The organism is Sediminispirochaeta smaragdinae DSM 11293 (assembly GCF_000143985.1).
GTDB lineage: Bacteria > Spirochaetota > Spirochaetia > DSM-16054 > Sediminispirochaetaceae > Sediminispirochaeta > Sediminispirochaeta smaragdinae.
Genome location: NC_014364.1, coordinates 4,148,512 through 4,167,020 on the forward strand (window position 1 = coordinate 4,148,512; position 18,509 = coordinate 4,167,020).

Consider the following 18,509-nt stretch of genomic DNA (forward strand, 5'->3'; position numbering starts at 1 on the left):
GATGCTGAAAGCTGCTGAAATAGAGTTTTCCTACGACACCACCCCACTCTTTTCCAAGGTTTCCTTCCATGTCGAAAAGGGTCGGCTCTGCGGGCTCTTCGGTCCAAATGGCTCAGGGAAAACGACATTGTTCAAATGCTGCCTCGGACTTCTCAAGGCAAAGGGGAATATCACCATAGCAGGCAGGGAGCATTCCAAAATATCCACGGCGGCAATGGCAAAACTGGTGGCCTATGTTCCCCAAGACCATTCATCACCCTTTCCTTTCCTGGTACGCGAGGTGGTCCTCATGGGGAGGGCTCCCCATTTCGGAGGAGTCTTCGGTATTACGAAGGAGGATCGTGAGCGCACCGAAGAGGCAATGGCACGATTGGGATTATCCAAAATCGCCGACAAACCCTATACCAATATATCAGGCGGCCAGCGTCAGCTTGTTCTCATAGCCCGAGCCCTTGCCCAGGACACACCTCTTATTATGCTCGATGAGCCGACTTCCTCTCTCGATTTCAAAAACCAGATCATGATCTGGAAGATCCTCAGAGAGATCGTCGAATCGGGGAAGACGGTCTTCGCCTGCGCCCATGACCCAAATCATGTCTCCTGGTTCTGCGACCATGTCCTGGTCATGGGCAGGGGAGGATTGATGGCAAAAGGAGATCCCTCCAGCATCCTCGATGAGCCGCTTCTGACACGCCTCTATGGGGAAATATGCGGAATTGGTACAATCTCGGGGTTAAGGATGGTCTATCCGAAATAGCGAAACAACCGAATTTTTGCAATTGTGAACTTTCTTACTATACTTAGGGCTGTCGTCGGTATTGAGCAACAGAGTGGGACTATCCGGCATATAGAAAGGAAGCCCATGGGTAAAGAAAGAAAGACGCAGAGCGTTCGCATCAGAGCAGCGCGGCTTCTCTTACCGGTATTCTTATTCGGTACACTTGTTGCCGCTCTGATGGTTTTTATTCCCAATAGGGTTGAAAGAAGCTCTATTGTAGAATCTCAGAAGCATACCGTCGGAATCCAGTTTTATATCGTCGAAGACGAACTCATACAAATAATCTCCGATATAAATTTCCTGGCCCAGTTAAGTTGTATACCGGACCTTTTTTCCGATGATCCATGGGAAAAAAGCCGTGCCATGGAAAACATTCGTTGGGATTTCCTGATGTTTAGCAATGCACGTCAAATATACGACCAGGTTCGGCTTATCGACGAAACAGGCTTTGAACGCATTCGGGTTAATCTTATAGATGGGAAGGCCGTTATCGTTCCGCAGGAAGAGCTGCAGGACAAACGAGACCGATACTATTTCACCGAATCATTCAAACTTGAGCCGGGAGAGGCCTATATTTCACCCCTGGATCTTAATATTGAACATGGGGAGCTGGAAGTACCATATAAAGCGATGATCAGAATCGGTATGCCAGTCACCGATCACCTGGGCAAAAAAAGGGGCATCATCGTGCTCAATTATCTCGGTGAGAAACTACTCAAGCGCATGGAGCAGGCCGCCATACTCGGGAATCTCCGCCTCTTTTTTCTTAACTCCGACGGTTATTGGTTTAGAGGTCCAACGGCGGAAGACGAATGGGGGTTCATGTTCGACGATCGCAAAGAACGAACCATTTACGAGCGTTTCCCCGAAGCTGCCGCAGCAATCATGAACTTTGAAGAAGGAAGTATTGAAACACGCTCGGGGCTTTTCAGCTTTTCGACAATCCGCCCCCATGAAAAATGGCAGGCTCCTTTTTCTTTGCTCAAGGTCCACTTCAGCGAAGCGTGGAAATGCGTATCATTTATCAGCAAAACAGATCTCAATCGGCCCATACACCAACGTCTGGCAACGATCGGTATGGGGTGGATCATCTATCTTTTTGTCACATGGCTGATCGTCTGGAATTGGGTCACTGCCGATGAAATGCGAAAACGATCGGAGAGGGAACTTCGCAGGGCCAAGAATGAAGCGGAATCAGCCAATAGGACCAAAACTATTTTTCTGGCCAACATGAGCCATGAAATACGTACGCCAATGAATGCAATCCTCGGTTTCACCGAAATCCTGGAAGCAGAAGAAAGAGACCCTCGTCGACGTAAGTATATCGAGGCAATCAACTCAAGCGGAACAACGCTTTTGGCTATCATCAACGATCTTCTTGATCTTTCCAAGGTCGAAGCAGACAAAATCGTTCTCAAACCGGAACCTACGGATATCACATCTCTTATGGAAGAGCTGCGTTACATCTATGCCCCTCTGGCGGAAAAGAAGCATCTCATCCTCGATGTCGAGATTGCAACGGCGACACCGGAGGCACTCCTCATCGACAGAACACGCCTTCGCCAGATATTGGTGAACCTTGTCGGCAATGCAATAAAATTTACGACAGTCGGAGGAGTGCGAATTGTGATAAACACGTGGAAGCAATCGGAAGAGTCCACAAGCGTGGACCTCCGTATCGATGTGGCCGATTCGGGACCGGGAATTGCAGTTTCCGATCAGGAACGTATTTTCGGTATATTCGAGCAAGGAGAGGTAGCGTGGGACCGCAAGTATGGGGGGACCGGCCTCGGACTCGCCATCAGCCGACGCCTTTCGACATTAATGGGAGGAACCATTTCACTTACAAGCAGTCCCGGCGAAGGGGCTATTTTTTCAATCGAGCTTCCCAATGTCGCCATCGTTGAGAAGGCCTCCCTTGAGAAAGAAAATGAGGATACAGAGAATGTACAATTTTCTCCTTCCAAACTCCTCCTCGTGGATGATGTGCCGGAAAATAATCTCCTGATAAGGGGTTTTCTGAGCGATTGCCCTTTCACGTATCGAGAGGCATCGAACGGGGCGGAAGCACTCTCACAGCTCTCCGACTTCACCCCTGACCTCATTATCTCCGATCTCAAAATGCCGATTATGGGCGGCATACAATTAATAGAAAAGATCAAGGCAGACGAAGGCACAGCCTCTATTCCGATCATTCTGCTCACAGCATCCATCACAAAGAATGATGAGTGGGCCATGAAAATTTATGCCGATTCCTTTCTGCGGAAGCCAATTCGAAAAAGTCGGCTGATAGAAGAGGTAAAACGGTATCTCCCGTATGAAGAGGGGAGCTCATCAGATACCCCTTCCGATGACGAGGACGAAAAAACAACGCCACAGGGAGAGAGAGAAGCTTCTCGCGAAGAGCTGAAAAACCTGATTGCCACCATGGAACGAAGCTTTCTTCCAAGGTTGCACTCCATTGGCCAGGATTTACTTGTTGATGATATCATCGATATTGCAGATGAGATAGGAACATTGGCCCAAAGCTACCACGTTCCTGACCTTGTCAAGTGGGGCACATCCCTGCGGCAGTCGATGCTCTCCTTTGACATTGATGCCGTTCGCCAACAGCTCGCCTCTTTCGATGAATTTTTGGCAGTCATGAAACAGAAGGTGGCAAGCGATGAATGAGAAAGAATATTGGAATATTCTCATCGTTGACGACACGCGCAATAATCTTTTCATTCTCAGCTCCATTCTCAGAAAAAAGGGGTATCGCATAGCCGCTGCCCTGAGCGGTCTGGAAGCTATCGAACTACTTCAGCATAAGCAGTTCGATCTTATACTGCTCGACATCAGGATGCCAGGTATTAACGGTATTGAGACCTGTAAGAGAATAAAAGCCACCCCGGAAACGGCAGAGATTCCCGTTTTGTTTATCTCAGCCATTGACGACCATGACTTGATAGCCGAAGCCTTTGCGGCCGGTGGCCGTGATTATATCCTCAAACCTTTTGAACCTGTGGAACTTATAGCACGGATAGAAACACAACTCGACATTCAACGGGGAAGAAGACTGCTTGAACAGATCAATGCAGGGCTCGAAAAGGTCGTGGAAGAAAAAACCCACGAACTCCACGAAAAGAATAAGGCTCTTGAACGGGCACTTGCAGAGCGGACCATCCTTCTACAGGAGGTCTACCACAGAGTCAACAACAATCTTCAATTTGTAAAAAGCCTCATATCGATTGATAAGCCGGAGAAAGTCTGCCCATGGACAGAAGATTTTTTTAAGCGGTTCGAATCCCGCATTCATTCCCTGGCCTATGTTCATGAACTCCTCTACCGTTCTCCGAATCTGAAAGAGGTGGACATGGCGCTCTATAGTCATGAAATATTTCGGGCGGCACATGAGTCCGCCGAAACATCTCCGACAGACTGTCAACTATTGCTTCACAATACCCCATTTACCTTAGGAATAAATCATGCAATCCCCTGCGGGATGATCATCAATGAACTGATTCGTACCGCCGTCAGCGGCTCAGCCGCATGTACACATGACAATGATCGAATCAGCATCATGTTTTCACAAGAGGGAAACAACTTCGTGATCACGCTAAAACTGGAAGGATCATTGGGAGGAAAAGAAGAGCTGGTCCCTTCGGGAACCGATCTGCTGATTACCACGGTCCTTGCCGAAGAACAGCTGTTTGGGAACATCTCCATTCAGGTCGATGATGTCACAACGATTTCAGTTGTATTCCCCAATATAGAGCTTGGAACATTCAGGGATGTGGATAATCTTTAAAGGCAGTGTCACCTCTCCACTCCCGCTATTCCAAGCCGACCCTTTCCCTCAGAAATTTAACCCTCTCCCTGCATTCGGAGAGCAGAGACTCTTCATCCTCGACCAATACTTTATTGTCATACATGAGGATTTTTCCATCCACTATCACCGTCTCCACATCACTGCCGTGACAGCAGAGGGTAAGTGCGGAATCATAGTCGTGCACAGGGGTCGCCCGTGGATGATCAAGGTTTACAATAATCAGATCAGCCGCCCCACCCTTCTCTATCCTTCTTCCATCAAGGGCCATATGGAGGGCCTCGGTAGGGCTTAGGCTATTGGCGTTATGTGTGGAAACTCTGGAAAGCAGCAAGGAGGCTTTTATTGTTTCAAAGATGTCCTGGGTATCATTACTTGCGGGGCCGTCGGTTCCAAGGAGTATCCGCACATCTCGTGCAAGGAATGTGGATAGAGGCGCAATTCCGGAACCAAGCACTTCATTACTTACGGGGCAGTGAATAACGATAGCTCCAGAGCCGGCAATTCTATCGACATCATGTTCATCGGCCCAGACAGCATGGACAAGCTGCATTCGAGCATCAAGAATACCGAGGGAATCAAGCCACGCGAAAGGAGACATCTGGTATTTCTCTCCACTCATCTCCATCTCATCCAGAGATTCTGCTATATGGATATGTGAAAAAGAACCGTTGTTCAGGGCAAGCTCGTGGCTTTCGAGAAGTGTCCGGGCACTGCATCGCCATGCGGCCAGCGGGCCATTTGCAATGGCAATACGTTCCCCCTTCCATGTCGAATAAAGAGAAGCAAGATGATCGAGAATCTGCCGGGGCTCTTCCGCACCAGCCCCTATATCCGACCAGGAACGGGCCAGTGTCATATAGACTCCCATGTCGTCGGCGGCCTTACAGACGACATGGGTATGTTCCGGAGTGTACGTTACTTTATGATGATCGGTTATATGTGTTGCTCCACAACGGATGTTTTCAAGGATACCCAAGCGTGCGGCAAGATTCATATCATCCGCAGTGAAGGCGGCCTGAAGAGGCCAGATCCGCTCCTTCAGCCAGCGCAAAAGGGGTCTGCCGCTGGCAAGACCCCGCATAAAGGTCTGGGCAAAATGGGTATGCGCATTCGTCAGTCCGGGCACTACCGCACGGTTCGGTGCATGGATAACGGTATCGGCCTCTTGGGAAAGCCCCTGAGGGGCATCTCCCGCTCCCAGCTGTTCAACAACGCCATGCTTCAGGTAGATATATCCCGGCTCTATCCAGCCATCGGGCAGGAGCACGGCGGTCCCGTAGATCAAAACAGAGCGGCAGGAGGGAACCTCATTCATACGAGAGACCGTCCACCATCGACAGGATATATCCCCCCGGTGATAAAATCGTTTTCGATGATCAAACGGATAAGCATGGCAGCCTCTTCCGGAGTTCCTATTCTCTTCAGCAACGACTTCTCCCGCGACCATGTGATTTTCTCTTCGCTTGCCCCGGGCGGCAGAAGGATGGTCCCCGGAGCAATGGCATTCACCCGAATGTAAGGCGCCAACTCGGCCGCAAGGTACTTGGTAACAGAGACAAGGCCTGCCTTTGATGCGGCATGGTGGCTGTAGGAATCCCATACCTGAAAGGCAGATAGATCGGTTATATTGACGATTACCCCGCCCTTCTGTTTCTGCATAATGGGGGCAACAGCCTGAGAACAAAAGAAAGGTCCCTTGAGGTTTACGCTGATAGAAAGATCCCATTCTTTTTCACTGATCTCAAGAAAGGGAGACTTAAGCCAGATTCCGGCACCGTTAATAAGGGTGTCGATCCTCCCAAACCTATTCATGGTTTCTGTTACCAGCCTTTCGATCTGGTGAAGATCGGACACATCGGTCCTGACTGATAGTGCCCCCACCCCCAAGGCCTCTATCGCTTTTTTGGTTTCCTCCGGATTCTCTTCCGGACTGAGATAACTGAAGGCGATGTTGGCTCCCTGTTCGGCAAAATAGAGACCGAATGCTCTTCCTACCCGAATGGCACCTCCCGTTATCAATATCACGCTATCCTTTATCTGCATAATCTTTACTCCTATTGTTTATCGGTTGTTTGCCGCGCATCAACCTTTCAGGGCGCCTTCCAGCATTGCCTGGAAAAAAAACTTTCTGCCGAGAATGAAGGTAAGTAGTACGGGGATCGCAATAACGATACAGGCAGCCGCAAGGGTATGGTACGAGGTTTCGAATGCCGACTGAAAATCATACAAGCCTACCGTAGCTGTTTTGAGTTCATTATTGGTAATAAGGACTACCGCCGACAGAAATTCATTCCATGAGTCTACAAAAACCATAAGGAAAGCAGAGAAAAGGCCAGGGGCGGCCAGTGGGGTTATGACGTACCAAAGAGACTGAAGCGGGGTACAACCGTCCAAATGGGTGGCATCCTCAAGCTCTTCGGGAATTGCATCGATAAAACTCTTTATTATCCAGATGCTTATGGGCAGACCGTAGGAAACATAGACCAAAACAAGAGGGATTCTGGTCTGCAACAGGTGCAGCTGTGAACTCAGCTTATATAAGGGCAGTAAATTTGTAAGATGAGGAATCATCCAGACTGCAAGAATTGCCGTTTGAAGCAGCATACTTCCGCGAAATTTATAGCGTGAAAATCCATATCCTGCCAGGCTTGCAAGAGGAATCGCTATCGCAGAGGCTATGACCGAATTGATGATGGTATTGACCAGATACACATGTACCATGTCGCTTCGAAAGACCTGGGCATACCCGCTAAGAACCCATTTCGGCGGGAAAAAAGTGGGAGGTGCCGTTAGAACGTCTATTTCATTTTTGAATGATGTCATCAGTGTGTAAACAACAGGAAAGATGATGAGAAGACATGTGATGATAAGAAACAGATGCACGAGTATGTTATTAAGAGAAATATGGGAAGGGCGCTTTGCCATAATTAATTCTCCATCTTGATCGTTCGTAGGTAGATGAGCGACACAACACCGGTCAGCAGAAACATCAGAATTCCCAGAGCTGCTCCGGTCCCAAAATCACCGTATTGCCATGTGTTACGATAGAGAAAGATTCCCAAGACCTCTGTCGCCCTTCCAGGACCACCACGGGTGATCGACAATATAATGCTGATGACGTTTATTCCGCGGATGGTATTTATCAATATGTTGATAAGAAGACTGGGCTTCATCAGCGGCATGGTGATTTTGGAAAAGCGTTGCCATGCTGTTGCTCCATCCAAGGAGGCGCATTCGTATATTTCCGATGAAATGGTTTGCAGGCCCCCGAGAAAAAGCAGCGTAGTAAGAGGGAGATTACGCCAGGAAAGGGCGAGAATGACGATGCCCATTGCACCCTTGTCGTCCGTAATCAGCGTCTTATGAAATATCGGCTCCAGCAAGAATTGCAGAACACCATAAGCGGGCTGAAAAAGCCATCGCCACATGGTCCCGGCAATGACCGGCGAAAGCACCCAGGGGGTGAAAATCACTAAAATATAGAAAGGAGATAGTTTCATGCGCCGATTAAGCAGCAGTGCAAGAAAAAGACTTAAGCACAATGTTAATACGAGATAACCCGCAGTAAAAAAGAATGTATGTCGCAAACTTGCCCAGAAATCTGTATCGCTCAGCAAACGAAGGTAATTATCAAGTCCCACAAAACTCATGGAACGCCCTCGCGTTTTGAAAAAGCTCAGATATAACGCATATAAAATCGGGTATACCTGCATGACAAACAAAAAGAAAACCGCGGGCGAAATAAGATAAAAAGCCGTTCTGCCTCTACTGGTCAAGGGAAAACGTTTTTTCAGCAATTCATTGTGTACATCCAATATAATGTCCCTTTCAAATTCGTAAGATGCTTGGAGAATTCAGAGGAGACAGGAGAAGGTGGAATCCCGGCGGGAACCATCTTCTCCTTCATTCATTATCTGTTTACCTCTTCCTGGGCTTGTTTAAGCCTTTCCATACTATCCAAATTCGGATTGGCCAAGAGCGCCTCGAATGTTTGAGCCAGCTTTGTGAGAGCTCGGTCATATTCTGCCAACGCAGGATAGGGAGCTCCATAGGATTCCGTGATCTTCGCAACCTGCTGCCAGTAGGCGTTCTTGAAGGTCGGTGTATCCATGGCAGGACGAAGCGAAGGCAGCCCTCCTATGGCCTCGGCACATTCAGCATTCCGTTCGGTAGTCATGAGCCAATCAATAAAAGCCTTGGCTTCCGCTATATGCTCTGCACCCTGAGGAATGGCAAGTGCCGAACAGGTAATGGCCGCCACAGGTTCTCCGTTTGGTGCCGAAAGATACGGCGCAACAATGATTTTGCCTGCCTCTACCGCTTTTGCCACGGACTGGGCTCCATTATCAAAAATCGTACCATCCGGTGCCGTAAGGGGATTCATATATACGTAGGACCATGAAATACCGGCGAAAGATACCGCATCGCCCTGCATAAAAGGCCTTTCATTGTCGAATCCCGGAGCAAGATCGATCTCGGGTGCGTAACCGTTTTTGAAAAGCGTGCGAAGGAATTCCACGGCATGTGCGGTCTCGGGACTGGCCCAGCCAGCCTGTCCCTTTCCATCGCCATACCTTCCTCCGTAGCTTTTTATAAGGCCATAGTAGAGCCCTTCGGCTCCATACTTCTCCGAGGCCTTAAACGTAATGGCATAGTGTCCTTCGGCCTTAATCCTTTCAGCTTCTTTTAGAAACTCCGTAGTAGTTCTCGGAAAACCATTCGGCCAGGCATCGGCCCAGACATAACTTACCCGTGTGCCGATATTCAATGGGACACACAAAATCCGTCCGTCCGGTGCGGTACATGCAGCCAATGCCCGGGGACTAAGATCTTTATACCATGATGCATTCTTCACATAATCGGTAAGATCCATAAGGGTATCGTTGGTGATGTAAAAAGCCTGCTGTTGGCTGTCCACGTATGAAATTTCCGGAACTTGACCGCCCGCCGTTACGGCAACATTAAGCTTACTGTTAATCTGGTCGTACGGGACAAAAATATTCTCGACTACTTTTCCTGTTTCCGCCTGATACTCCTCCAATGTTTTTTTCAGCCATTCATCACGGATGTTTTCTGGATTAAGCGCGTTATACTTTGTCCAGATGGTAATGCCTTCTTCGCCTTCCTGCTGACCTCCTGCATAGATAGGCAACGTGCTTGATAAAAGCACCAGCATACCAAGAAACGCTTGGATTTTTTTCATAATTCTGACCTCCTAATTATTATGACAATAGGGATGGTCGCTTCAGCGGTAAAGGCCTAAAAGTACCAATTGGGGTACTAAAAAAGTACTAAAGAGCCCTTTCTGCCAGAGAAATAGGAGATATGCGCGTCTGATGTTTCTTACTGTTCCGAATCCTGGTGGTTGAATAAACACAATTTCTTTCCCTGCAATCAACTGCAAACCACACTATGGGAAAAAGCATGCAGCGGCATAAAATAAAGGGATTTACCGGCAAAACAGCATACATACCACCAGGATTCGGAACACTAAACAACTTTTACGAATCATCTAAGTGAATTATGTCTGATCGGTTATGAAAACCACTTTTTGAATATATCGAGCGGATATGATTTTTTACCGTTTGCGTGGCAATAAACAACATCTCAGCAATTTCGTCGTTACTGTATCCCTGAAGCATCAATCCGTACACCTCCCGTTCCCTTCTGCTTAACTGGCGCAAGAGTTCCTGGCGGGTTTTCGTAAAGGATTCGTTCTTCTCCCTGGTGCAATCGTTATGATCTCGTTGCTGCAGCACCGAACCGACCTTTTCTGATATCAAGATATTTCCGGAATGGACCATTCTAATGGAATTAATAAGATCATCCGAAAGCATGTTCTTTAGTAAATACCCCGCAGCGCCGTGCTGCAAGGCTTGTTCGACAAATTCATCATCGGGAAAGGTGGTAAGAATTATCACCTTAACCCCAGGACGAATCATGTAAAGCTTTTGCGAAAGTTCCAGACCATTTATATAGGGCATTTTTACATCTAAAAGTGCCACATCGGGATTTGTTTGTTCAATGATCCGCAATGCCGTTTTTCCGTCGTAGGCAACCCCCGTGATATGAATATCCTTCGCGCGATGTTCTATAACACTTTTTAAGGTATCCACAAAGAGTACCTGATCATCAGCAATAACCAACTCTATCATCGGATACAACCTCCTGGTCTGAAGCGGTACAAAACGGAAAGGTAAGGGTTAAGGAAAATCCAAATTCGGAAGGATTTACCGTGATACTTCCTCCTATCCCGGAAAGTCTTTCACGCATTCCCCATATGCCGATACCCTCATTAAGGTTTTTCACACCTTTACCGTTATCTTTTATCGTAATCTCCATTTCGCCGGTTTCATGTTTCCAATAGAGAATGGTGATACGATTTGCTCTACCATGACGAAAGGCATTTGTGAGGCCCTCTTGAATACAACGGTACACAATTCTGTCGATTTTCTCACCAAAGGTGGTCGGTGCATTCCGAAACTCCAATAAAACTTCAACACCGGTGGCTTTTTCAAAGATCGAAGTCAGTTTTTTTATGGCAACACTATTATAGTTGCGCTTATCATACTGTTTTCTTAACGTGCGCATCGAATTTTCTGTTTCGCTTAAAGCTCCCGACGCCTGCTGATGAATGACATCGCAGTATGCCTTTATACCGTCTCTATCGTCGAGTCTGTCCTTTATGGAATCGGTAATCATCATGATATTCACCATCGAATGGCCGATTATATCATGAAGGTCCTGTGCTATTCTCTTCCGTTCATTATTGGTTGCCTGAGTAATTTCGGTCACTATGCTATTTTGCAATCGCAAATTGGCTTCCATTAGGTTTGAGATCGATATTTCATAATGTTCCAGTATATTTCGAGTTCTGGCCAGCTTACGGGTATACGTGCTCAAGACAAAAAGACATGCATCAACGGCAAAACCGAATACCAGGAAAAGCATTTGGGTACTCATAGGGGGGCTGCTTTGTTCCATATCCCAGATCAGACATGACTTTTGAAAGCTCCATGCCAACAAGATGATCAACATCGACAAAATGAAAGCAACAGAACCAGGTAAGTACATATGCATGTCGAAGAGAATAGACACCAGCAATACCGTTTCTATAGAAATATTGGTTCCAAGGGGAAAACCCAACAGCAGGAAGATCATCGTCCGAAGAAAAAGAATCAGACTATGTAGTACAGCGCTCTGAAAAAATATGGTCGCTATACTGAACATAAGAGAAAGGCAAAGGAGTCCCGCAAATTGAACAACCCATTGATTTGGGAAATCAGGAAGATTCTGTGCGGTGAAGAATAACAGCAGTACAAAAAGGTGTATGAGAAATTGAAGGAGCACTATGTAATACGGTCTATTTCTCATGTATGCAAAATATTGTACCAACAAAACACATGACTGAATAGAAAGCCATCAGATAAATGCCGAGAAAGTGTTTTCGACGGATCGTTACTTCCGGTTCCGATCAGAAGATAACCGTAAAGGCGACGCTTGCTTTTGGAAGCGTTACTGTCATCTCCCAATCGTCATCAACATCGGACTCATCACGCGTCTCCATAAAAAACGGATAGAGAATTCCTGAAATATAGAGGCGACTGGATATCGGCTGGTTAATCGAAAGGCGAAGTCCCAGATCGATATATTCGTCATACTCTAGGTCTTCTAAACCAATACCAGTGTGGGCCTCAATGCCTATACCGAACTCGGAATCAGTCTGGGCAGAAGAGAATAGGTATGCCACATGGGTCCCAACGACTAATAGGTTGGGGTAGCTGGCGGTTTCGCTAGCATAATCGAAGAGAAACATCTGAACTTTAACCCCCGCTTCAATATTCGATGTATGAAGCACCAATTCAGCGGTTCCATCGCTCGAAAGTTGAACACCAAGACCGGAACGAATAGGATCGGCATGAACCTCAGCAGAAAACGAAGAAAGGAAAATAACCATTGCGAAGAAAAAACATACCTTTTTCATAACGTAAAGCCTCCTTCCAAATATGTTTGCTGGTATTAAAAAGTATACCACATAATCATCTCCATCCGTTGACCTTTTACTATACGGATCAAAAAAACGACATTACTGGTTCTGATTGCCTAAAAGGCAAATGCTACGTATATTGACTCCATGAAAAAGAGAAAACAAATAGCCTTAGTGGCACATGACAACCGAAAAAAGGACCTCATTGAGTGGGTTGAATATAATTGGGAATCTTTAATTCCTCATCGCCTCTTCTGTACCGGGACAACCGGTACACTGGTTGAAAAAGCTTTTCTTTCCAAAATTGACGACCAGAAAGATGAGAAGAAATACAGCAAGAGTGATTTGGATATTAAAAAACTGAAATCTGGTCCGTTAGGGGGGGATCAGCAGCTGGGGGCCCTCATAGCAGAAGGAGCAATCGATATGATGATTTTCTTGTGGGACCCCATGGAGCCTCAACCTCATGATGTGGATGTAAAGGCCCTTACCCGGATTGCCGTTTTATACAATGTACCTCTAGCCAATAACCGCTCTACCGCCGACTATATGATCTCATCCAGCCTATTCGAAAGCGAATATGTTCCCCGGCTCAAGGATTACTCCGAGTACATCAACAGAAAAGTTTAACTACTGTCCGGAATCGTGGTGGAAAATGAATAAAATCTCCTTTTCTCGTAGTTACTTATAGTAAGAACAATACGAAAAAGGAGTTTCCCATGTTCCATCCCCCCTCCTGCCCCAACCCCCATTGCCTCAACCACTTCTCTCCAAAAGGCCACTGGTTCTTTAGAACAGGCTCCTACTCCACCCAAACCTCTCCCCGCATCCAAAAGTTCAAATGCAAAACCTGCCACCTCTCCTTCTCCACTCGCACCTTCAGCATCGACTACTGGACCCATTTCCACCTCCCCTACACAACCATCCTCTCTCACCTCGTCACCAGCTCCGGTATCAGAGACCTCTCCCGTATCCTTAAGGTCTCATGCTCCACCATCTCAGACCGTATCCGTCGCCTTTCCCACCAGTGCCTTGCCTCTTCTGCCTCCCTCACCTCAGACATGAACCTCCACGAAGACCTGGTCGCAGACGGCTTTGAAAGCTTTGTCTGTTCCCAGTACCTCCCCAACAACATCCACATCCTGGCAGGAAAAGACTCCCAGTTCTGGTTCCTCTCCGACTATGCACAGCTGACCAGAAAGGGACGTATGACCTGCTATCAGAAGAAGAAAAACAGGGTGATCAAGGAGAAGCTAAAGGTCTATAGAGGAAGTGTTTATCAGTCCTTTCAGAATGTCGTGGCAAAGGTGCTTGCCCTGACCGAGCAATCGGAGAGGGATAGGGTGAAGTTGTATACCGATGAGCATACGCAATACAAAAGAGTGATGAAGGGACTACCGGCAGAGGTGGCCGGAATGATAGAGCACCACAGGATCAGTTCGAAGAGGGTTCGGGATCTGTGTAATCCCCTCTTTAGTGTGAATTATCTTGACAGGGAGATACGGAAGGATGACTCGGATCATGTGAGGCAGACGGTCCAGTTTGCCCGGAGTACGGTGAACATGCTGGAGCGGCTTGAGATCTACCGGTATTATCACAACTTTATGAAGCCCTATCGGGTTGGGGGAAAGGATGAGAAGCGGGGGCAGACACATGGGGTGGTGGCTGGGATAGAAGGGAAAAGGATAGCGTCCGAGCTGAGGAGTTTGTATACCAGGCGGAGGTTTTTCTTACGGAATCAGCCCATGAATCGGAGTGGGAGGGAGCTGTGGGTCAGGTGTATTCCTACACCCTTACGGTGTGAAGGGTTATCCTAAAAGTGCAGTCTAAAAACACCCGAAAATAAAAGGGGTGGATTTATGAGACGTTATAACGAAGAGTTTAGGGAGCAAGCATTAAAGCTGTCGGATGAGATTGGAGTAAAAAAAGCAAGCGGAACAGCTGGGAATCATTTACGGGACACTAATGGACTGGAGGAAAAGCAGAAACCGGAAAAAGGAGGGTTCGGCAGAACCTGAAATACTACCGTTGACGGAACGGGAACGGCACATGCTCAAGGAGATACATGAGTTGAAGGAAGCGAATGAGATCCTGAAGGATGCCCTGGGTTTTTTCGTAAAAGACCGGAAGAAGTAAGCAAAAGGAGCATGTTCGGATACATCCGAGAAACAAAGGGAAGGAAAAGATTTTCAGTTGTGCGGATGTGTAAAGCCCTAAAAGTCAGCGAAACAGGATATTACAAGTGGAAACGCACGGGTAATAAGCCGAAAGCATGGCAGCTTCTTCTGGTCAAAATCCATAAGATTCTTGATGAGCACCCGGATAATCAGAATTATGGGATAAAGAGAATCCTGATAGCACTGGAGCAACGGGGAGAGCGAGTATCACGATCAACAGTCATCAGAGCCATGAGAAAGGGAAATCTTCTTCATGCAAGCCCCAGAAGACCGGAGGGAGTGACAAAAGCGGAGGAAAAAGCACAGAGGCCGAAGAACCTTCTCCAGAGGGACTTTAGTGCAACGGGTCCGAATGAGAAATGGCTTACTGATATAACGCAGATACCCTGTTTAGACGGCACACTTTACATAGCCCCGATCTTTGACTGCTTTGGTGGAGAGATTATTGCACTGGCAATGGAGAGCACCATGAAGAAAGAGCTTTGTATACAAGCGGTGAAGGAGGCATATAGAACCAGGAATCCGGGAAGTGGGGTAATTATTCACAGTGATGCGGGAAGTCAGTACACCAGTGAGTTGTACAAGAAAACACTCGGAGGATTCCACGCTGTACAGAGTATGAGCGATGTGGGGAAGTGCTACGACAATGCGCGTATGGAAAGCTTTTTTGCGACACTGAAAAAGGAAAAACTGTATCAAATGAACACCATGAAAAGGACTAGGGAAGATGTAAAAACCATAGTCTGGCGCTACGTCATGGTATACTACAACCGACAGCGTATAAGCACGGTGAACAAAGGCGGCTTACCGCCGACTATGTTCAGGATTCAGGCCGCAGCAAGACAGGCTGCTGCTTAGCATAACATTTGGGGCGTTTGGGGTCTGCACTTATTTTGACTTTTCCAGTGGATGATTGACTATCTTCCTTCTTATGCATGGGCTTAAAGGTAAAGGAATCACCACGATTCCGGACAGTAGCTACCTGACAAACCTTGGTCGGCTTGAATGAGGATTATACCAGTTTTTCAAATTCCTGCTGATCGGTTCATCTTCCCAGGCCAAATAATCCTGCCACAGCTTTTCCCGGATCAAAAGATAACCATACCCAAGGCTGCGAATTTCTCCGGTTTCGACGGCAGCAGGATAACGCCGTTTGATAACAGATTCCGGAGCCTCATAGGCAAGCCGCCACAACCTTCCTTCTGGAACAGGAAAATCGGGTTCATAGTTAAGGGCATCACGAAAGTCCTTGTAAAAGGTATAGACGTGGTTTAATCCCTGATGGGCAATGACAAGGCTGTCGTCGGAAAGATCCACCGAGGCCACCACCTTCCGATAGAGACCATACGGCGGATCTTGCTTCGGCTTATAGACCGTTATCGTTGCAAACGTCAGAAAAACTCCGACACCGGCCAAGAAGGGCCGCAGCCAAGATTGCCTCCCCAGAGCCTTGGGAAAAAGTTCGGCGGCAAAGAAGCATGTAAGCGCGATCCCGCAGGGTGTGGCCGAAAGGAAAAGACGATAGCCCAAATCCAAACTATCAAGTCGCCAAAAAGGAAAATAGAGCACTGGAATCCCAAGAAGAAGCAAGGAAAACGTTCTTTTTTTGATGACATACAAGAAAGCAAATAGGTATACCAGTAGGAAGAGAAGGCTCATCTCAAGGCAAACGGAAACGGGAAGGTGTTTTCTAAAAAAAGGAGATAAAAGCGGCAGCCCCGGCAGGAGGGAGAAGCCGGCTCGAAATCTAAGGTAATCGCCTTTGAATAAAAGGGCCAGGATAGCCACTACTCCGGCAATGGAAAGCAGAAAAATTTGCAGCCTTCGGGAGAGGCGGGAGCAGAGGAAAAGGAGGAAAAGGACAAACAGATAGACCGCCGTAACGGGATGGCTAAGGACGGCCCCTGCGGCACAGAGAATCGTACCGGCTCCGGACAAAATCGCCGGAGTATCCAGAAAAGAGAGGATACATAAGCAAAAGAAGAGAAAAAAGACAAGCCCCAAAAGATTGTTCAGATAGTTCACCGCCATCAATGCCAGTGAAGGTGAGGCGGATGCAACGAGTGAGGCAAGGAGGGCGAAAGCCCTCTGATTGGAAAACAGCCTGTTGAGAAGTAAAAAAAGAGCAACAGGAAGCAGCGCCGAACATAGGGCCGAGGCAATCTTTACACCGAGGATAGGAGAGCCGGAAAGAAGCCCCAAGAGGCCACTCACATAATAGAACGGAGCCAGGCTGAAATTCTCCAGATGCCCCCGCTCCATAAAGGAACGGGCCTCCATGGCATAAAAATAACCGTCGAGGCCGCACGGTTCCGAGCTTTTACTCAACATAATGAGACGCGAAGAGAAAAGGAGCAGAGACAACAGCAGCAGAATGATCATATCGATCGTCCGCTCACGGCGTTGGGGGAGGCTCACATGCGTTCCTCAAGTCCAGAGAATCGAAAGGCGTACTTGGAGCTTTGCCTGTAAAACCCGAGCTTTCTGACCATGGCAGCGGCAGGATCATTGAAGGACCAAATATGACACACTGCTTCCCGAGCCCTTCGCGTGCGTCCGAGCGCAAGTGCGGCCCGGACCAACTCCGATCCGACGGCCTCAGTCCTGGTATCCGGCAAAACGAAGATGGCGTGTAATTCCTGAATAGAGGCGTCCCGAAGAAGCGCGACGGCCGGGGTCTTACGGAATGTACCGGCGATAAAGCCGGAGAGTGCGCTCCCCGCATCGGCCACAAGAAGGAAGGATTCGGCATCTGCGGTATAGTGCAGATGTCTTGTAAGACGCTCATCATCACCGGGGATCCTGAAACGGGAAGGGTCTGATTCGACATGAAAGCGATCGAATTCGCCCCAAAGGTCCAGCACGGAAGCAAGATCCTCGGCCCTGTAGCTGCGTATCACTCGGCATCCCTCCGAAGGCTATCCAGAAGAGGAGCGTACATCATGAGGGCGTGGTTTTCCGCCACGTACTGGTCATCGATCTCTTGCCCGTCACGCAGCACCCTGCGCCTGAGAATATTGTGGCGCAGGTACACCCCTGCGGCCTCCTGGCTTATCCAGTGCTTTTGCTCGTACACTTCGTAGCGAAGATCGATGGGGCAAGGTGCACTCCAGCTTCCGTGCAAGAATTCATCATCCAACCAGAGACGAAGGCGGTAGGCCACGGCATCGTCGTTACGGATCTGGAGATCACGATAGTTATATACGCAGGTGGCTCCCGATCCGAAGGGCTGGGTGCGGTTCGAATCGGGGAACACATCGTAGCTGTGGCGAAAACGCTCGATTACCGTTAGGGGAGTATGAATCGTCATCCAGTATATCAAATTGGAAAGCTGGCAGAGTCCTCCGCCGATATGGGCCATGGGATGTCCGTTGACCAGAACCATCCCTTTCCTGAATCCCCGCCGATGGGAGGGCGGACCGATGAGCCGCCAATAGGAGAAGACCTCTCCCGGCTCTATCACGACTCCGTCGAGACGACGAACGGCAAGGGAAAGGTTGTGCACCTTGTTTCGCTCAAGCTCTTTATCGCTTCCGCTCAGATGCCGAAACAGAGGCGTCTTATGTTCGGTACAGAGAAAGCCGAAATTTACGGTACCCTTTCTCCTTTTTCGGGGAGAGGAAACGAAGCGGCCTGCAAAGCGTATCCAAAGCACATAACGGAGAAACGTATACACAATCCTGCCGATGAAAATACGAAGAGGCGATCTGTGCTTGGCCGGAACATAATACCTATGCTTTCTTCTATTCAGCATCA

Annotated in this window: 18 protein-coding genes; 7 read left to right on the forward strand and 11 right to left on the reverse strand. The window is 48.0% G+C overall.

Annotated features, from left to right (window positions below):
* Position 1 precedes the first annotated feature (1 nt).
* The 3 genes from SPIRS_RS19385 (at position 2) to SPIRS_RS19395 (ending at position 4,568) form a co-directional block, all read left to right on the forward strand.
* Positions 2-757: an ABC transporter ATP-binding protein gene (locus tag SPIRS_RS19385; RefSeq protein WP_013256391.1), complete on the forward strand. Its 756-nt coding sequence runs from the start codon at positions 2-4 to the stop codon at positions 755-757.
* A gap of 105 nt (positions 758-862) precedes the next feature.
* Positions 863-3,451, forward strand: coding sequence for a hybrid sensor histidine kinase/response regulator (locus SPIRS_RS19390; RefSeq protein WP_013256392.1), 2,589 nt, complete (start codon positions 863-865; stop codon positions 3,449-3,451).
* Entirely contained in the window at positions 3,444-4,568 is a 1,125-nt protein-coding gene (locus SPIRS_RS19395) for a response regulator (RefSeq protein WP_013256393.1), read from the forward strand. The genes SPIRS_RS19390 and SPIRS_RS19395 overlap by 8 nt, the downstream gene beginning before the upstream one ends.
* A 25-nt stretch (positions 4,569-4,593) precedes the next feature.
* On the opposite strand, the gene SPIRS_RS19400 is transcribed toward SPIRS_RS19395, so the two are convergent.
* The 8 genes from SPIRS_RS19400 to SPIRS_RS19435 form a co-directional block, all read right to left on the reverse strand.
* The gene (locus tag SPIRS_RS19400) at positions 4,594-5,904 is read right to left on the reverse strand and encodes an amidohydrolase family protein (protein WP_013256394.1); all 1,311 of its coding nucleotides are present in this window, start codon (positions 5,902-5,904) and stop codon (positions 4,594-4,596) included.
* Positions 5,901-6,632: an SDR family NAD(P)-dependent oxidoreductase gene (locus SPIRS_RS19405; protein WP_013256395.1), complete on the reverse strand. Its 732-nt coding sequence runs from the start codon at positions 6,630-6,632 to the stop codon at positions 5,901-5,903. Before SPIRS_RS19405 ends, SPIRS_RS19400 begins: the two co-directional genes overlap by 4 nt.
* A 39-nt stretch (positions 6,633-6,671) precedes the next feature.
* Entirely contained in the window at positions 6,672-7,514 is an 843-nt protein-coding gene (locus SPIRS_RS19410; RefSeq protein ID WP_013256396.1) for a carbohydrate ABC transporter permease, read from the reverse strand.
* A gap of 2 nt (positions 7,515-7,516) precedes the next feature.
* On the reverse strand, positions 7,517-8,239 hold the full coding sequence (locus SPIRS_RS19415; RefSeq protein ID WP_245537629.1) for a carbohydrate ABC transporter permease: 723 nt from the start codon (positions 8,237-8,239) through the stop codon (positions 7,517-7,519).
* Between the two features lie 260 nt (positions 8,240-8,499).
* Positions 8,500-9,792 carry an ABC transporter substrate-binding protein gene (locus tag SPIRS_RS19420; protein ID WP_013256398.1) on the reverse strand — a complete coding sequence of 431 codons (1,293 nt, stop codon included), beginning with the start codon at positions 9,790-9,792 and terminating at the stop codon, positions 8,500-8,502.
* Between the two features lie 298 nt (positions 9,793-10,090).
* A complete protein-coding gene (locus SPIRS_RS19425; RefSeq protein WP_013256399.1) occupies positions 10,091-10,744 on the reverse strand; it encodes a response regulator transcription factor in 654 nt (217 codons plus the stop codon).
* The gene (locus SPIRS_RS19430) at positions 10,722-11,552 is read right to left on the reverse strand and encodes a sensor histidine kinase (protein ID WP_245537630.1); all 831 of its coding nucleotides are present in this window, start codon (positions 11,550-11,552) and stop codon (positions 10,722-10,724) included. Before SPIRS_RS19430 ends, SPIRS_RS19425 begins: the two co-directional genes overlap by 23 nt.
* 511 nt (positions 11,553-12,063) lie before the next feature.
* Positions 12,064-12,573, reverse strand: a complete 510-nt coding sequence (locus tag SPIRS_RS19435; RefSeq protein WP_013256401.1) for a hypothetical protein — start codon at positions 12,571-12,573, stop codon at positions 12,064-12,066.
* Between the two features lie 150 nt (positions 12,574-12,723).
* Between SPIRS_RS19435 and SPIRS_RS19440 the strand changes: the two genes are divergently transcribed.
* The 4 genes from SPIRS_RS19440 (at position 12,724) to SPIRS_RS19455 (ending at position 15,611) form a co-directional block, all read left to right on the forward strand.
* Positions 12,724-13,206 carry a methylglyoxal synthase gene (locus tag SPIRS_RS19440; RefSeq protein ID WP_013256402.1) on the forward strand — a complete coding sequence of 161 codons (483 nt, stop codon included), beginning with the start codon at positions 12,724-12,726 and terminating at the stop codon, positions 13,204-13,206.
* A gap of 89 nt (positions 13,207-13,295) precedes the next feature.
* Positions 13,296-14,393 (forward strand): hypothetical protein, encoded by a 1,098-nt coding sequence (locus SPIRS_RS19445; RefSeq protein WP_013256403.1) that lies wholly within the window; start codon positions 13,296-13,298, stop codon positions 14,391-14,393.
* Between the two features lie 148 nt (positions 14,394-14,541).
* Positions 14,542-14,712, forward strand: coding sequence for a hypothetical protein (locus SPIRS_RS22610; RefSeq protein WP_216086398.1), 171 nt, complete (start codon positions 14,542-14,544; stop codon positions 14,710-14,712).
* A gap of 11 nt (positions 14,713-14,723) precedes the next feature.
* On the forward strand, positions 14,724-15,611 hold the full coding sequence (locus tag SPIRS_RS19455; RefSeq protein WP_013256404.1) for an IS3 family transposase: 888 nt from the start codon (positions 14,724-14,726) through the stop codon (positions 15,609-15,611).
* A gap of 120 nt (positions 15,612-15,731) precedes the next feature.
* Here the strand turns inward: SPIRS_RS19455 and SPIRS_RS19460 are convergent, their stop codons facing one another.
* Genes SPIRS_RS19460 through SPIRS_RS19470 form a run of 3 tightly spaced genes read right to left on the reverse strand, consistent with a single transcriptional unit; the run spans position 15,732 to position 18,507 of the window.
* On the reverse strand, positions 15,732-17,171 hold the full coding sequence (locus SPIRS_RS19460; protein WP_013256405.1) for a glycosyltransferase family 39 protein: 1,440 nt from the start codon (positions 17,169-17,171) through the stop codon (positions 15,732-15,734).
* Complete coding sequence (locus tag SPIRS_RS19465) at positions 17,168-17,653, reverse strand: GNAT family N-acetyltransferase (protein ID WP_013256406.1); 486 nt, start codon at positions 17,651-17,653, stop codon at positions 17,168-17,170. The genes SPIRS_RS19460 and SPIRS_RS19465 overlap by 4 nt, the downstream gene beginning before the upstream one ends.
* Entirely contained in the window at positions 17,650-18,507 is an 858-nt protein-coding gene (locus SPIRS_RS19470) for a VanW family protein (protein ID WP_013256407.1), read from the reverse strand. The genes SPIRS_RS19465 and SPIRS_RS19470 overlap by 4 nt, the downstream gene beginning before the upstream one ends.
* Positions 18,508-18,509 lie beyond the last annotated feature (2 nt).

Excerpts from the sequence above, each read along its gene's own strand:
- SPIRS_RS19470 (WP_013256407.1), bottom strand. The coding sequence starts at position 18,507 with ATGCTGAATAGAAGAAAGCATAGGTATTATGTTCCGGCCAAGCACAGA.
- SPIRS_RS19445 (WP_013256403.1), top strand. The coding sequence starts at position 13,296 with ATGTTCCATCCCCCCTCCTGCCCCAACCCCCATTGCCTCAACCACTTC.
- SPIRS_RS19435 (WP_013256401.1), bottom strand. The coding sequence starts at position 12,573 with ATGAAAAAGGTATGTTTTTTCTTCGCAATGGTTATTTTCCTTTCTTCG.
- SPIRS_RS19400 (WP_013256394.1), bottom strand. The coding sequence starts at position 5,904 with ATGAATGAGGTTCCCTCCTGCCGCTCTGTTTTGATCTACGGGACCGCC.
- SPIRS_RS19420 (WP_013256398.1), bottom strand. The coding sequence starts at position 9,792 with ATGAAAAAAATCCAAGCGTTTCTTGGTATGCTGGTGCTTTTATCAAGC.
- SPIRS_RS19425 (WP_013256399.1), bottom strand. The coding sequence starts at position 10,744 with ATGATAGAGTTGGTTATTGCTGATGATCAGGTACTCTTTGTGGATACC.
- SPIRS_RS19455 (WP_013256404.1), top strand. The coding sequence starts at position 14,724 with ATGTTCGGATACATCCGAGAAACAAAGGGAAGGAAAAGATTTTCAGTT.
- SPIRS_RS22610 (WP_216086398.1), top strand. The coding sequence starts at position 14,542 with ATGGACTGGAGGAAAAGCAGAAACCGGAAAAAGGAGGGTTCGGCAGAA.
- SPIRS_RS19415 (WP_245537629.1), bottom strand. The coding sequence starts at position 8,239 with ATGAGTTTTGTGGGACTTGATAATTACCTTCGTTTGCTGAGCGATACA.
- SPIRS_RS19395 (WP_013256393.1), top strand. The coding sequence starts at position 3,444 with ATGAATGAGAAAGAATATTGGAATATTCTCATCGTTGACGACACGCGC.
- SPIRS_RS19430 (WP_245537630.1), bottom strand. The coding sequence starts at position 11,552 with ATGAGTACCCAAATGCTTTTCCTGGTATTCGGTTTTGCCGTTGATGCA.
- SPIRS_RS19405 (WP_013256395.1), bottom strand. The coding sequence starts at position 6,632 with ATGCAGATAAAGGATAGCGTGATATTGATAACGGGAGGTGCCATTCGG.
- SPIRS_RS19385 (WP_013256391.1), top strand. The coding sequence starts at position 2 with ATGCTGAAAGCTGCTGAAATAGAGTTTTCCTACGACACCACCCCACTC.
- SPIRS_RS19440 (WP_013256402.1), top strand. The coding sequence starts at position 12,724 with ATGAAAAAGAGAAAACAAATAGCCTTAGTGGCACATGACAACCGAAAA.
- SPIRS_RS19410 (WP_013256396.1), bottom strand. The coding sequence starts at position 7,514 with ATGGCAAAGCGCCCTTCCCATATTTCTCTTAATAACATACTCGTGCAT.
- SPIRS_RS19390 (WP_013256392.1), top strand. The coding sequence starts at position 863 with ATGGGTAAAGAAAGAAAGACGCAGAGCGTTCGCATCAGAGCAGCGCGG.